The 13,641-nt window shown below is 70.5% G+C and carries 10 protein-coding genes; 7 read left to right on the forward strand and 3 right to left on the reverse strand.

What is annotated here, in order from left to right; all coding sequences use genetic code 11:
- Nucleotides 1–23: 23 nt before the first annotated feature.
- The 4 genes from AB0B35_RS20620 (at nucleotide 24) to AB0B35_RS20635 (ending at nucleotide 6,919) form a co-directional block, all read left to right on the forward strand.
- On the forward strand, nucleotides 24–2,594 hold the full coding sequence (locus AB0B35_RS20620) for a DUF4118 domain-containing protein (RefSeq protein ID WP_361047729.1): 2,571 nt from the start codon (nucleotides 24–26) through the stop codon (nucleotides 2,592–2,594).
- On the forward strand, nucleotides 2,591–3,280 hold the full coding sequence (locus tag AB0B35_RS20625; RefSeq protein WP_361047733.1) for a response regulator: 690 nt from the start codon (nucleotides 2,591–2,593) through the stop codon (nucleotides 3,278–3,280). The genes AB0B35_RS20620 and AB0B35_RS20625 overlap by 4 nt, the downstream gene beginning before the upstream one ends.
- A gap of 172 nt (nucleotides 3,281–3,452) precedes the next feature.
- The gene (locus AB0B35_RS20630; RefSeq protein WP_361047735.1) at nucleotides 3,453–4,757 is read left to right on the forward strand and encodes a diaminopimelate decarboxylase; all 1,305 of its coding nucleotides are present in this window, start codon (nucleotides 3,453–3,455) and stop codon (nucleotides 4,755–4,757) included.
- 164 nt (nucleotides 4,758–4,921) lie between these two features.
- Nucleotides 4,922–6,919 carry an amino acid transporter gene (locus tag AB0B35_RS20635; protein ID WP_361047737.1) on the forward strand — a complete coding sequence of 666 codons (1,998 nt, stop codon included), beginning with the start codon at nucleotides 4,922–4,924 and terminating at the stop codon, nucleotides 6,917–6,919.
- Between the two features lie 28 nt (nucleotides 6,920–6,947).
- On the opposite strand, the gene AB0B35_RS20640 is transcribed toward AB0B35_RS20635, so the two are convergent.
- Nucleotides 6,948–8,759 carry a sensor domain-containing diguanylate cyclase gene (locus tag AB0B35_RS20640; RefSeq protein WP_361047893.1) on the reverse strand — a complete coding sequence of 604 codons (1,812 nt, stop codon included), beginning with the start codon at nucleotides 8,757–8,759 and terminating at the stop codon, nucleotides 6,948–6,950.
- A gap of 702 nt (nucleotides 8,760–9,461) precedes the next feature.
- Here AB0B35_RS20640 and AB0B35_RS20645 point away from each other — a divergent pair.
- Together AB0B35_RS20645 and AB0B35_RS20650 are read left to right on the forward strand one after the other, a co-directional pair.
- Entirely contained in the window at nucleotides 9,462–10,118 is a 657-nt protein-coding gene (locus tag AB0B35_RS20645; RefSeq protein WP_361047895.1) for a peptidylprolyl isomerase, read from the forward strand.
- A gap of 594 nt (nucleotides 10,119–10,712) precedes the next feature.
- A complete protein-coding gene (locus tag AB0B35_RS20650) occupies nucleotides 10,713–11,567 on the forward strand; it encodes a DUF4240 domain-containing protein (RefSeq protein WP_361047739.1) in 855 nt (284 codons plus the stop codon).
- Nucleotides 11,568–11,681: 114 nt separating this feature from the next.
- On the opposite strand, the gene AB0B35_RS20655 is transcribed toward AB0B35_RS20650, so the two are convergent.
- Entirely contained in the window at nucleotides 11,682–12,404 is a 723-nt protein-coding gene (locus AB0B35_RS20655; RefSeq protein WP_361047742.1) for a hypothetical protein, read from the reverse strand.
- 228 nt (nucleotides 12,405–12,632) lie between these two features.
- Here AB0B35_RS20655 and AB0B35_RS20660 point away from each other — a divergent pair, with 228 nt between their 5' ends.
- Nucleotides 12,633–12,926, forward strand: a complete 294-nt coding sequence (locus tag AB0B35_RS20660; RefSeq protein WP_361047745.1) for a hypothetical protein — start codon at nucleotides 12,633–12,635, stop codon at nucleotides 12,924–12,926.
- 133 nt (nucleotides 12,927–13,059) lie between these two features.
- On the opposite strand, the gene AB0B35_RS20665 is transcribed toward AB0B35_RS20660, so the two are convergent.
- Nucleotides 13,060–13,632: an isoprenylcysteine carboxylmethyltransferase family protein gene (locus AB0B35_RS20665; protein ID WP_361047748.1), complete on the reverse strand. Its 573-nt coding sequence runs from the start codon at nucleotides 13,630–13,632 to the stop codon at nucleotides 13,060–13,062.
- Between the last annotated feature and the right edge of the window lie 9 nt (nucleotides 13,633–13,641).

Consider the following 13,641-nt stretch of genomic DNA (forward strand, 5'->3'; position numbering starts at 1 on the left):
CGCACCCGCAGAGAGGACCGCAGATGACGCGAGGCCAGCTGCGCATCTACCTCGGCGCCGCCCCCGGCGTCGGCAAGACCTACGCCGCCCTCGAAGAGGCGCACCGCCGCCGCGAGCGCGGCACCGACGTCGTCGTCGGCTTCGTCGAGACGCACGGGCGCAAACACACCCTGCACATGCTCGGCGAACTCGAACTCGTGCCCCGGCGCACGATCGGCTACCGCGGCGCGACGTTCACCGAGATGGACGTCGACGCGATCCTCGCCCGCCGCCCCGAGGTCGTGCTCGTCGACGAGCTCGCCCACACCAACGTGCCCGGCTGCCGCAACGCCAAGCGCTGGCAGGACATCAACGAACTGCTCGACGCCGGCATCCACGTGCTGTCCACCCTCAACATCCAGCACCTGGAGTCGCTCAACGACGTCGTGCAGACCATCACCGGGGTGCCGCAGCGCGAGACCGTGCCCGACGAGGTCGTCCGCCGCGCCGAGCAGGTCGAGCTCATCGACATGACCCCCGAGGCGCTGCGCCGGCGCATGGCCCACGGCAACGTCTACCGGCCCGAGAAGATCGACGCCGCGCTGGGCAACTACTTCCGCGTCGGCAACCTCACCGCGCTGCGCGAGCTGGCGCTGCTGTGGCTGGCCGACAAGGTCGACGAGCAGCTCGACCGGTACCGGACCGAACACCGGATCGACACGACGTGGGAGGCGCGCGAACGTGTCGTCGTCGCGCTGACCGGCGGCCCCGAAGGCGAGACGATGATCCGCCGCGCGGCCCGCATCGCCGACCGGGCCCGCGGCGCCGACCTGCTCGCCGTGCACGTCGCCCGCAGCGACGGCCTGGCCGGAGCCGACCCGGCGCTGCTGGCCAAGCAGCGCATCCTCGTCGAGAGCATGGGCGGCACCTACCACCAGGTCGTCGGCGGCGACGTGCCCCGGGCGCTGCTGGACTTCGCCCGCGGCGTCAACGCCACCCAGCTCGTGCTCGGCGCCAGCCGCCGCGGGCGCTTCGCGCAGATCCTGTCCCGCGGCGTCGGTGTCACCACCACCGCCGAGTCCGGGTCCATCGACGTGCACCTGGTCACCCACGCCGAAGCCGGCCGCGGGCGCACCGTCGGCGGGGAGGGCAGCGCCCTGTCGGTCAGCCGCCGCCTGGCCGGATACGCGCTGACGCTGCTCGGCCTTCCACTGCTGACCGTGGCGCTGTACCAGTTCGAGGACCTGAACCTGGGCACCGACATCCTGCTGTACCTGGCCGCTGTCGTCGCCATCGCACTGGTCGGCGGCATGTGGCCGGCGATCGTCGCCGCACTGGGCGCCTCCGCGCTGCTCAACTACTTCTTCACCCCGCCGATAAGGCAGTGGACCATCACCGACCGGGAGAACCTGCTGGCCCTGGGCGTGTTCCTGGTCGTCGCGATCGCGGTGAGCGCGACCGTGGACGCCGCGGCCCGCCGCAGCCGCGAAGCCGCCCAGGCCGGAGCCGAAGCCCAGACCCTGGCCACCGTCGCCGGCAGCGTCCTGCGCGGCGACCGGCCGCTGACCGCGCTGCTGCAGCGCCTGCAGGAGACCTTCGGCCTCGCGTCGGTCACGCTGCTGGAAGCCCGCGAAGGCGTCGGCCGCGGTCCCGAACGCCGCCACGATCCCGCCGCCTGGCGCGTCGTGGCCACCGTCGGAGGCAAGCCGTCGTTCGCGCCCGGCGAGGCCGACACCGACGTGCCCGTCAGCGACGACCTCACCCTCGTGCTGCGCGGCAAGGCGCTGGCCGCCGCCGACCGGCGCATCCTGGAGGCCTTCGCCTCCCAGGCCGCACTCGCGCTGCAACACGAACGCCTCGCCGAGCAGGCCGCCGCGGCCGTGCCCCTGGCCGAGGCCGACCGGATGCGCACCGCGCTGCTGGCCGCGGTCAGCCACGACCTGCGCACCCCCCTCGCCTCGGCCAAAGCCGCCGTCGACAGCCTCGCCGGCGGCCAGGTCGACTTCGACGAGCAGGACCGCGCCGAGTTGCTGGCCACCGCCGCCGAATCCCTCGACCGGCTCCACCGCTTGGTCGAGAACCTGCTCGACATGAGCCGCCTGCAGGCCGGGGTGCTCGGCGTGTCACCGCGCCCCATGGGCGTCGAGGACGTGGTCCCGCACGCTCTCGACGAGTTCGGCGACGCGGGCCGCGGCGTGCGGATGCGCATCCCCGCCGACCTGCCCGCCGTCACCGCCGACCCCGGCCTGCTGGAACGGGTCCTGGTCAACGTCATCGGCAACGCGCTGCGCCACAGCCCGTCCGGCCATCCGCCGCTGGTCAAGGCCAGCGCCCACGGCGGCCGGGTCGAGCTGCGCATCGTCGACCACGGCCCCGGCATACCCGAAGCCGACTGGGAACGGGTGTTCCTGCCGTTCCAGCGCCTGGGCGACCGCAGCAACGACACCGGGGTCGGCCTCGGCCTGGCCCTGGCCCGCGGCCTCAGCGAAGCCATGGACGGCACACTGATCCCCGAGGTGACCCCCGGCGGCGGGCTGACCATGGTGCTGTCCCTGCCCACCGCCGACCCGACGCCCGCCACCACCGCCCACGAACCAGAACAGGCCACCCGATGACGAAGGTCCTCATCGTCGACGACGAACCGCAGATCCTGCGCGCGCTACGCATCAACCTCAAAGCCCGCGGCTACGACGTCGAGCTCGCCGGCGACGGGGCCACAGCGCTGCGGGCCGCGGGCTCGTACCTGCCCGACGTGGTCGTGCTCGATCTCGGCCTGCCCGACATGGACGGCGTCGAGGTCATCCGGGGCCTACGCGGCTGGTCGGCGACGCCGATCATCGTGCTGTCCGGCCGCACCGGCAGCGACGACAAGGTCGAAGCCCTCGACGCCGGAGCCGACGACTACGTCACCAAACCCTTCGGCGTCGACGAGCTGCTGGCCCGCATCCGCGCCGCGACCCGCCGCCACGGCGCCGCGCCGGAGTCGCGGCGGTTCGTGCGCGTCGGCAGGTTCGAACTCGACGTCGCCGACCACCAGATCCGCGGCGGCGACATCCGGCTCACCCCGACCGAGTGGCAGCTGTTGGCCGCGCTGGTCCGCAACCCCGGCAAACTCGTCAGCCAGCGGCAGCTGTTGCACGACATCTGGGGGCCGCAGTACGCCACCGAGACCAACTACCTGCGCCAGTACATGGCCCAGCTGCGCCGCAAACTCGAAGCCGACCCCGCCCACCCCCGCCAGCTGCTGACCGAACCGGGCATGGGCTACCGGTTCGTGCCCGCCGAGGAACTGCCCGCGTGAGCCGCCGGCGGCGGGCCGCAGCCGGATCCGCGTCAAGAATCGGCCGCGCGGCGTACGCATCCCGTCAAGATCCTTGGCAGGCGGGTGCCGCGGCGGCTGTCATGGGAGACGTGACAACCGCACCCTCGGCTCCGGCGGAGCCCGCTTCATCGCTTCGGCGAGGTGAGTGGCGATGACCCTCGCCGACGTGATCCCGTCCCTGCGCTCGTCGCTGCCGCCCCGGCAGCTCGACCGCGGCCTGTGGCCGCTGACCACCACCCTCGGCCGCGGCGGCCTGGCCATCGGCGGCGTGCCCCTCACCCTCATCGAGGAGGAGTACGGCACCCCCGCCTACATCCTTGACGAAGCCGACGTACGCGAACGCTGCGCCGCCTACGCCGCCGCGTTCGGCCCCGCCCAGGTCTACTACGCCGCCAAGGCGCTCATGTGCCGTGGCCTGCTGCGCTGGGTCGCCGAAGCAGGACTCGGCCTGGCCGTGTACTCCCAGGGGCAGTGGAACCTCGCCCGGACCCTCGGCATCGCCCCCGACCGCATCATCGCCCACGGGCAGGTCGAGACCGGCGGCGACGGCAGAGTCGTGGTCGAATCGCTGGCCGACGTGCAGCGGCTCACCCGCACCCGCCGCCCGCGCCGCCAGCAGGTGATCCTGCGGGTGCTGCCCGCCCAGCTCGGCTTCGGCCGGGCCCCCTGGGCGGCGCAGGAGCGCTTCGGCGCACCGGTCGCCAGCGGCGAACTGGCCGAACTCGTCGCAGCCATCACCGACGAGCCGCTGCTGGACCTGGTCGGCCTCGACGTCTACCTCGGCTCGCAGCTGGCCCAGTTCGGCGGCTACGAACACGCCGTCGCCCAACTGGTCGCCACGGCTGCCGAGCTGGGCCGCGCCCACGGTGTGCGGATCGAGGAGCTGAACATCGGCGGCGGGTTCGCCGTCGCCCACACCGAGCACGACCCGACGCTGCCCGTCGACCCGTTCGCCGCCCGGATGCGCCGGCGGCTGGCACTGGAATGCGACCGCCGCGCCATCGCCAAACCGCGCCTGTCGGTGACCCCCGGCCGGGCCATCGTCGCCCGCGCCGGTGTGGCCCTGTACCGGGTCACCGCCGTGCGGCACGAGGACGGCCACCAGATCGTCGCCGTCGACGGCGGCCTGTCCGACAACCCCCGCCCGGCCCTGTACGGAGCCCGCTACACCGCCGTGCTGACCGGCCGTGCCAGCCAGGCGCCGCTGTGCCCGACCACCGTCGTCGGCCGCCACGACGAACCCGGCGACCTGCTCGTACGCGACGAGCCGCTGCCCGGCGACCTGCGCCCCGGCGACCTGCTGGCCGTGCCGGGCTGCGGGGCGTACCACTTCCCGCTGGCCTCCAACTACGACCTGGTCGGCCGACCGCCGCTGCTCGCCGTCCACGACGGGCAGGCACACGAGCTGGTACGCCGGGAGACCCTCGACGACGTCCTGGCCCGCGACGCCGCCTGACCGACCACGGGCACCGCCCACCGGACCCCGCCCCGCGTCAGCCGCCGGGGCGGGGCCGCGGCCGTTGCGGCAGGTCTTGACGAAATTTTGACGCTCAGGGGGTCGGGAAAGGCCCTATCGTTGCCGAGGCTCGACACAGGATTCGGCGAGGGCATCGGAAGGTCATGGGCAACCCGGCACAGCAACAGGTGATCGAATACGCCATCCCGGCGACCGTCGGAGCGCCGGGGCCCGCCCCGAAGCCGCACGGCCGGTTCACCGGCTGGCTGCTGCAGCACCGCGTGCAGCCGGTCGGGCCGGAGGCCGACGAGAGCCACGCCAAGCCGCAGTCGTGGTGGAAGGTCATGTGCCTGACCGGCGTCGACTACTTCTCCACCCTGGCGTACCTGCCCGCGATCGCGGCGACCGCCGCCGGGGCGCTGTCGCCGCTGGCGACGCTGCTGATCGTGGCGTTGACGCTGCTGGGCATGCTGCCGATGTACCGGCGGGTGGCCAAGGAGAGCCCGCACGGGCAGGGCTCGGTGGCGATGCTGGAGGACCTGCTGCCGTTCTGGCGGGGCAAGGTCTTCGTGCTGGTGCTGCTCGGCTTCGTGGCCACCTCGTGGATCATCACGATCACCCTGTCGGCCGCCGACGCCTCGGTGCACCTGCTGGAGAACCCACTCGCCCCGCACTTCCTGGAAGGCCACGCGGTGACCATCACGGTGGTCCTGCTGCTCATCCTCGGCGGGGTGTTCCTGCTGGGCTTCAGCGAAGCCGTCGGCGTCGCCATCCCGCTGGTCGCGGTCTTCCTCGGCCTCAACGCGATCATCGTCGTGGCCGGGCTCGTCGAGGTGTTCACCACACCGGGCGCGTGGTCGGGCTGGACCGGTGCGCTGACCAGTGGGGGAGGCGGGTTCGGCGGCGTGATGGGCCCGGCGATCCTGGCGTTCCCGCTGCTGGTGCTGGGCCTGTCCGGCTTCGAGACCGGCGTGAGCATGATGCCGCTGGTCAGGGCTGACGGCGGTGACGCGCGGGCAAGGCTGGTGTCCCGGATCGGCAACACCCGCAAGCTGCTCACCGCCGCCGCGCTGATCATGTCGGTGTACCTGCTGGCCACCAGTTTCGTCACCACCGTGCTCATCCCCGCCGAGCAGTTCGCCGAAGGCGGGGCCGCCAACGGCCGGGCCCTGGCCTACCTCGCGCACGAGCACCTGGGCGAAGGCTTCGGCACGGTCTACGACATCAGCACCATCCTGATCCTGTGGTTCGCCGGCGCGTCGGCGATGGCCGGTCTGATCAACATCGTGCCCCGCTACCTGCCCTCGTACGGCATGGCCCCCGAATGGGGTCGCGCCGTGCGGCCGGTGGTGCTGGTCTACACGGCCGTCTGCATCGGCGTGACCATCGCCTTCAGGGCCGACGTCGAGGCGCAGGCCGGGGCGTACGCCACCGGCATCCTGGCGATGATGGTCTCCGGCAGCATCGCCGTCACGATCTCCGCCTGGCGGCACCGCCGCCGCAAGGCCACGACCGGCTTCGCCGTGCTCACCCTGATCCTGCTGTACGCCCTCGGTGAGAACATCCACGAGAAGCCCGACGGCATCGCCATCTCGGCCATGTTCATCGCCGCGATGGTGGTGATCTCCCTGATCTCGCGCATCACCCGCACCACCGAGCTGCGCGTCGAGCACATCGAGTTCGACACCCGCGCCCGGCAGTTCGTCACCGAGACCCTGGACTACGACGGCGCCATCAACCTCATCGCCAACCGCCGCCAGTCCGGCGACGTCGGCGAGTACGCGGCCAAGGAGGCCGAGCAGCGCGGCATGAATCCGGTGCCGGGCGGGGCCGACGTCATGTTCCTGGAGATCGACGTCGTCGACCCGTCGCAGTTCACCAATGTGCTGCACGTGACCGGTGTGCAGGTCGGCAACCATCGTGTGCTGCGCGCGGCCGCGCCGGCCGCTCCCAACGCCATCGCCGCGATCCTGCTCACCCTGCGTGACACCACCGGCGTACGCCCGCACTGCTACTTCGAGTGGTCCGAGGGCTCGCCGCTTACTCACCTGTTCCGGTATCTGCTGCTCGGCCGCGGCGACACCCCGCCGGTGGTACGTGAGATCCTGCGGCAGAGCGAACGCGATCCGGCCCGGCGGCCCGGCATCCACGTCGGCGGCTGACCAGCCGGGAGCGCCCCGGGCGCAGTGGTCAGGTGGGCGGGGTCGAGCCGTCGGCACCCGTGTACAGGGACACTCCGGAACCGTTGCGCTTTGCCTGGTACATCGCCTCGTCCGCCTGCCGCAGCAGGGTGTCGAACGCGGTGTCGGTGCCGACGGCGACGCCGATGCTGGTCTGCGCCTGCACGGTGCTGTCGCCGTCGCGGCAGGCCGTGCGGCCCACCCCTTCGAGCAGCCGGGTGGCCGTGCGCACGGCGGTGTCGGCCGTGCTGTCGCGCAGCAGGACGACGAACTCGTCGCCGCCGAGCCGCGCGACCAGGTTGTCGTGGCGCACCAGCTGCCGCAGCCGCTGCGCGACGGCCATCAGCAGCCGGTCACCGACGTGATGGCCGAACCGGTCGTTGACCTCCTTGAAGCCGTCGAGGTCGAGCAGCAGCACGGCGTTGCTGCCCTGGGCCTGGTCGTCGTCGCCGAGCTGTTCGTTGAGCAGTGCGCGGTTGGCCAGGCCGGTGAGGCTGTCATGGGTCGCCTGGTGGCGCAGCCGTCGCTGAAGGTCCTTGGCTTCGGAGACATCCCGCAGGTTGATCACGATCCCGCCGACCGACGGGTCTTCCAGCATGTTCGTGGAGATCAGTTCAAGGTGCTTGAGGGTGCCGTCGTGCAGCCGCACCTGAAGGTCGTCGCGCTGGGCGGACCGGCCGTAGAGGGGGGTCAGCCACTCCCGGGTGCCGTCGTGCAGCCGCACCTGAAGGTCGTCGCGCTGGGCGGACCGGCCGTAGAGGGGGGTCAGCCACTCCCGGGTGCCGTCGGGATGGCGGGCCGTCAGCACGTCGCGCGCGGGTCTGCCTTGCGCTTCCTGCGGCGAGATGCCCAGCACGGTACAGGCCGACGGGCTGGCGTAGGCGATGTCGCCCGCGCGGTCGACGACCAGCGTCACGTCGGAGGTGTTCTGCACCAGTGCGCGGAAGCGCCGTTCCTGCGCGCTGAGCGTGGTCATGGTCGTGTCGAGCTGGTCGATCAGGCGCTCGTTGTCCGTCGTGGTGATCTTCTGCCGCACCGTGACCAGCGCGGTGATCAGCGCCATCCCAGCGATGACACCCCAGGTCGCGCGGGTCAGTCCATCCCGCCAGAGCTGCACGATCAGCAGCACCTGGGCGGCCGCCACGGCGAGGTACGGCAGCGTGGCGCTGATCCGCCGTGGCGGCGTCAGCGGGCGGCCGACAGTGTGCGTGAGCTGCTCGACCTGAGGCGTGATCGCGAGCAGCGCCCCCGAGACCAGTTTCAAGGTGAACAACAGCCGCGTGTCGGGCTGGGGGCCGGTCAGCCCATCGGTGGCGATGCCGATGGACAGCAGGAGCAGCGCCGACGTGCCGGTGGCGGCGGTCGCGGGGGTGAACGGAGCCGACCCGCTGAGGATCAGCCGCACCATCGCGAATGCCGAAGCCACCAGCACGCCGCTGGCCAGCAGCGTCAACAGCAGGTCGACCTCGTCGACCGGCCGTGCTCCGGTGCTGTGGGCGAGTGCCCAGGTGAACACGGCAACGCTGCACATCACGGTGGCCGCGTCCAGGCCGATACGGAGCCGCTGGCGTCCGGCCACGTTCAGGGGCCAGGCCAGCATGGGCCATGTCACAGCCGCGAAGCCCGCTGTCGCCAGCGCCTTGGTGATCAGCATCGGCGTCGGCGCGTCGGGCCAGGCGCCCAGCCCGGGCAGTATCTGCACGATCGACCCGGCCGTCAGGAACGTGCCGCCGATCGCCGCCCAACGCCAGAAGGCGCGGGTGCGGGGATCCGTGGGCGTGCTGCGCCGGGCCTGTTGAAGCGAGCCCAGGGCGTTCGCCATGTACAGCACGCACAGCGCCCCATACATCGCCGGACGTGGACGTGGGCCAAGCTCGACCAGCAGTCCCGCAGTCGCCGTGAACGCGATGATCCCCAGGATCACGGTCCACGCGAATCGGCGCCTCTCCCGTCCGGCCGAGGCCGAAGGCGTGCTCGACATGGGCGTCCACCCTTCGGCGCAGGACGTTGACGAGCGTGGCAGTCGGGTACCGACTGGGTCGTGGAATGCCGCCGCGTAGAACAGCGCGAAGCTGCTCTACGCCATCACCATAATCCTGAGGTCAGGCCGCTGCCGCGGGCGCGGTTCAGCGCGATGAAGCCGACTCCCTGTGGCATGAACATAGCTTTCGGGATGTTTCAGCCCCGTTGCGGCATTCCGTGCGGGTCAGCCGCCGGCGTGGCCGAAGTCGTGCGGCAGGGGCGGGATCCGGGCGTACCAGCCCTGGGTATTCGTGGGCGTACACATCGCCGGGGGCACGCTGTCGTACCTCATCCACCTGCACATCCTGCCTGGCGCACGAGAACCCGAATCGGTTCCATGCCATTCGGTTCCGATTCGGGACGTGTGCGGCGTGGTGCTCCCGAACTGCTGAACCGAATGATCTAATGTATATCTTTCAATATGCGAACCCATTTGATCCGGTTCACCATCACCGGACTCGTCGCCGGCCTGCTCGCCGCCACGGCCACCGCCACCCCTGCCATGGCCGACCCGGCGCCCCGGACCACCAAAGGCCCCTGCCAGTACGCCGAGACACCCGACGATCCGCCGGCCCGGCCGGTCGGGCTGCCCTTCGATCCGCGACACCAGCAGACCTGGAACACCCACGTCGTGCTCAAGACCAGCCACGGCAAGATCATGATCACGCTGGACGCCGCCAAGGCGCCCTGCACCGTGCAGAGCTTCGAGCATCTGATCCTGCACCGTTTCTACAACGGCACCAACTGCCACCGGCTGACGGCGTACCCGACGCTCAAGGTGCTGCAGTGCGGAGACCCGTCCGGCACCGGCAACGGTGGCCCCGGCTACCAGTACAAGGACGAACTGCCCACCGACCTGCCGCCCGTGCCCGACCGGCCCGACCGCGTCTACTACCCGCGCGGCACCCTGGCGATGGCCAACGCCGGACCCGACACCAACGGCAGCCAGTTCTTCCTGGTCTACGCCGACTCGATCCTGCGGCCCAACTACACCGTCTTCGGCACCATCGACGAAGCCGGGATGGCCGCACTGGACGCGATCGCCGCCGGCGGGATCCAGCCGACACCCGAAGACCCCGCACCCGTGGACGGTGCGCCCGCGCTGACCGCCGACATCCAGCGCGCCTGCGTACACCTGTTCCCGCTGCCGTTCTGCTGACCGCACCCGGACCGGAAGAATCCCGCTGGGCACGACCCTCGTTCGAGCTCAGCGGGACATCGGCGCGTTCGGGAGAACTGGCAGCCGACGGTATTTGACAGCGAGTACGTTCGATTTATTGACGTGCAGCATGTGTTCTGTGCCGTTGCCGCCGGGGGCGAGTCTGCCTGCCAAACCTTCGCGAGTTCCGTTGCCGGCATCCGTACCAGGAAATCCGGCATGTCTCCGTCGCCGGACAACACGCGGTACGCGTCGGCCTACACGCGCCCATCGCCTGTGACCTGGTCAGGTCACCGTAGGCGACTTCGCCATGCGTCAGAGCGAGCGGCGTGTAGCCGCCCCAGTCGACCTCCACGAGAACCGACCTACCCTTGCCGAAGTGCGAAGCTGGTGACTGAACCGTCGAGAGCCTTCCGCAGGTGCGGCGTATGGTCGCCACGTCCGGCTCGGGGACCTCTGCTGAAGTGCATCTCCACCTGACAACCATCGCGCATCGGCTCGGTGCCCGTCGCGATTTTGCCCGCTGAACGGCGGGGTGCCCGCACCAGCCACGCGTGGACCACGAGCAGCTGGAGAGGTTGGCATACTGTCGCGGTGGAGATCAATGAGTTCTGGGGGATCGTGGATCAGGCCCGTGACGACGCGGGTGCCGCGACAGGTCCGTTCGACACCGACGCGGTTGCCGAAGCGCTGATCGTGCGGCTGACGGCGATGTCGCGCGATGAGATCCTCGACTTCGACGAGGTCCTCGACGATGTGACCGCGCGGCTGGACACCTGGGAGGTGGCCGTCGCGTGCCAACTCATCACCGGCTACATCTCCGACGACTTCTTCTCCTCGTTCCGGGCTGGTCTTGTCGGGTTGGGGCGTCGGACCGTAGAGCAGATCATCGCCGACCCCGACTGCCTGGCCGGGCATCCTGTCGTCATCGACATCGCAGCGGGTCGTGCTGAGCGGATGTCGCTCGCCAGCGAAGACCTGCTCTTCGCGGCGTCGTCGGCGTATGCCCGGATCAGCGGCGGCGACGAGGACGCCTTCTGGGAAGCCCTCGATGCCCGCGAAGAGGCGGTCGTGTCTGGCGACGTTCGGCGGCGGGACTCGGAACCCGATGCCGACGACGCCGAGCGTGTTCCCGAGCGACTGCCCCGCCTTTCGGCGCTGCTGCCGCCTGGACGATGGGCGTCTGAGCCGAAACCGGCCAAGGCGGCACCGCAGCCTGACCCCCACGAACGATGCCCCCTGTGCGGCAGTGCGCTGTCGGCGCAGTCGGTCGGATCGAGCAGCCGTCGCGAGGACGGGACGATCCTCACTCGCGAGTTTCGGCAGTGCCTGGACTGCTCACGGGTGGTCGAGCGCACCGAACGCGGTGACGGCTGGGATACGTGGCGCGAGGCTGACCCAGCCGAACATGATCACCTGGTTGATGTGCGGATCCTGCTTGCCTTTTGAATCTGGTTCGTCCTGATTGCCCGCTCACGTCATGCCCGCCGGGCGGTCTACGGTGCCATCGCAGCCCGCGCCACAGCCGCTTCGCCGTTGCGTGCACCGACGTCGAGGAGTGGGTCAGGAGCCCGCCAGCAGTTCGGCGGGCATCGGCATGACGTCGCTCGCGGGCGGCGCGGTCACGTCGACGGGCCGGCCGTACTGGTAGGTCGCGCTCATGGTCACACCGGGCGCGAACGCGCTCATGTCGATGCGGATGCCGGCAAGGTTGCCGTCGGTGTCGGTGGTCGCCGTGAACGGCACGGCGCTGAGCTTCTCGGCGAGGGCGCCGGACAGGTTCGGGTTGGCGGTCGGCGACTTCGTCATGTCGAGATGTCCCCGGAAGCCGGTCGCGCCGCTGGGCTCCACCTGGACCACCGCGTTGATCAGGTTCATGATCCCGCCGGGGTTCGTGGGGTTGGCGATGTCGAACGTGCTGCCTTTGACCCGATCCGCAGTCGTGTGCATCCATTTCCCGTTCGACAGCTTCTTCATCCCACTCATCTTCAGCCAGACGTCGTCGCCGATGGCGATGAGGTGGATGTCGGAGTTCTTGCCGCCCATGGTCATGACGCCCTCGACCTCGGCCCTCCGATTCTCGGGGTCCATCCGACCGGTGGCGGAGAACTGGCCGGGCAACGACATGGTGAAGGCGACGGGCTTGGTGGTCAGAGCGGCGGTCGCGGCGGCGAAGGACTTGGTCGCGTCAGCCGGCGCGGCCGTCGTGGCGGCCGGGCTGCCTCCGGATCCGTCGGCAGCGGCGCAGGCCGTGAGGCCGAACAGTGCCGCGGCGGCAATGGTCATCACTGCACCAGCCATACGACGGTTCACGTGGCAACTCCCCTTCAACGTAGATCGTTCTCGCGTCGGCGACTATACGTGACCATGGAGGTTCGCAGGTGTCACCATGATCGCCAAGGTCGACCCACTGCAGACACCAAGGACCTATGCCCGCCGTCATCGTCCTTCCGCGGCCGGTCGCCTACTGACCGGTTGATGGCGTGGCTTTGATCCGTTGGCTACGCTGCGTCGATGTTGTCTGTGGATGGTCAGTCCAACGAGCGGCTCGTGCTTGACGGAGAGTGGTTCGAGAAGCTGCACGGCGGCCAGTCGAAGACCCGGGTGCCGTCGTCGTCGTTTCGTAGCGTGACCTGGCAGGACATCGACCGCCGGGTGCGGCTGTTCAGCAGCGAGCGCGAGCAGTTGGTCTCGGTGATGCTGTCGTTCGAGGGCGGACCGTTCGTCGGCTTCGTCGCGTCGGCGGAGAAGCGCCCGCAACTCGAGGCCATCGTCGCGGGCCTCGAAGCCGCCCGCACCACGGCCTGAGCGGCAGGTTCGCCGGGTAGGGGCGGCGGCCTCCTTTCGCCGAGCAGGCGCTCCGCAGCACTCGCGCGGGGAAACCTTGTACGGGACGCCAGAGGAGTCACCGGCGACCGGAGGAGCCTTGTCGTTCCGGCGGTCACCAGAGGAACGGGATCAGCCGTGCACGGGTGGCCGCGTATTCGCGGTAGGCCGGGCCGAGATCGCGCAGCAGCGCCCGCTCCTCGACCGTGATCCGGTAGACCAGCCCGGTGGCGGCCGCGGCGATCACCACGATCTCGGCCAGCCAGTTCGCGAGCAGCAGCCCGATGCCCGCGCTCACCAGCAGGAGTCCGGCGTAGCCGGGGTGCCGGATGACGCGGTACGGCCCCGCGGCGATCACGGCCTGATCGCCGCTGGTCTGCACGGTGAACGTGAAGTATCTGCCGAGTGTCCTGATGCTCCAGATCCGCAGCGCCATTCCTGTCACCAGCAGCCCGAACCCGATCCAGCCGAGCGCCGCGCTCGGCGGTATCGCTGCCGCCGGCACGTACCTGGCGACCGCGGTCGCGGCGAGGACGCCGGCACCGATGGCGAGCACGACCACTCGGCGACTGCCTCGATCGGCGAGGCTCGCCTCGGCGCGGACCACGCGCGACTGGCGCACCTCCACCGTCACCCAGGCCAGGCCGAGAGCGATCAGCGCCACACGGGCGGCCATCGACAAGGGCACACACCGACC

Source organism: Catellatospora sp. NPDC049133 (assembly GCF_040648455.1).
GTDB lineage: Bacteria > Actinomycetota > Actinomycetes > Mycobacteriales > Micromonosporaceae > Catellatospora > Catellatospora aurea.

Bases quoted from the DNA above. Each gene is read 5' to 3' on its own strand.
- AB0B35_RS20660 (WP_361047745.1), top strand. From the start codon at position 12,633: ATGTTGTCTGTGGATGGTCAGTCCAACGAGCGGCTCGTGCTTGACGGA.
- AB0B35_RS20645 (WP_361047895.1), top strand. From the start codon at position 9,462: ATGGCCGACCCGGCGCCCCGGACCACCAAAGGCCCCTGCCAGTACGCC.
- AB0B35_RS20625 (WP_361047733.1), top strand. From the start codon at position 2,591: ATGACGAAGGTCCTCATCGTCGACGACGAACCGCAGATCCTGCGCGCG.
- AB0B35_RS20620 (WP_361047729.1), top strand. From the start codon at position 24: ATGACGCGAGGCCAGCTGCGCATCTACCTCGGCGCCGCCCCCGGCGTC.
- AB0B35_RS20640 (WP_361047893.1), bottom strand. From the start codon at position 8,759: ATGGCGAACGCCCTGGGCTCGCTTCAACAGGCCCGGCGCAGCACGCCC.
- AB0B35_RS20630 (WP_361047735.1), top strand. From the start codon at position 3,453: ATGACCCTCGCCGACGTGATCCCGTCCCTGCGCTCGTCGCTGCCGCCC.
- AB0B35_RS20635 (WP_361047737.1), top strand. From the start codon at position 4,922: ATGGGCAACCCGGCACAGCAACAGGTGATCGAATACGCCATCCCGGCG.
- AB0B35_RS20655 (WP_361047742.1), bottom strand. From the start codon at position 12,404: ATGACCATTGCCGCCGCGGCACTGTTCGGCCTCACGGCCTGCGCCGCT.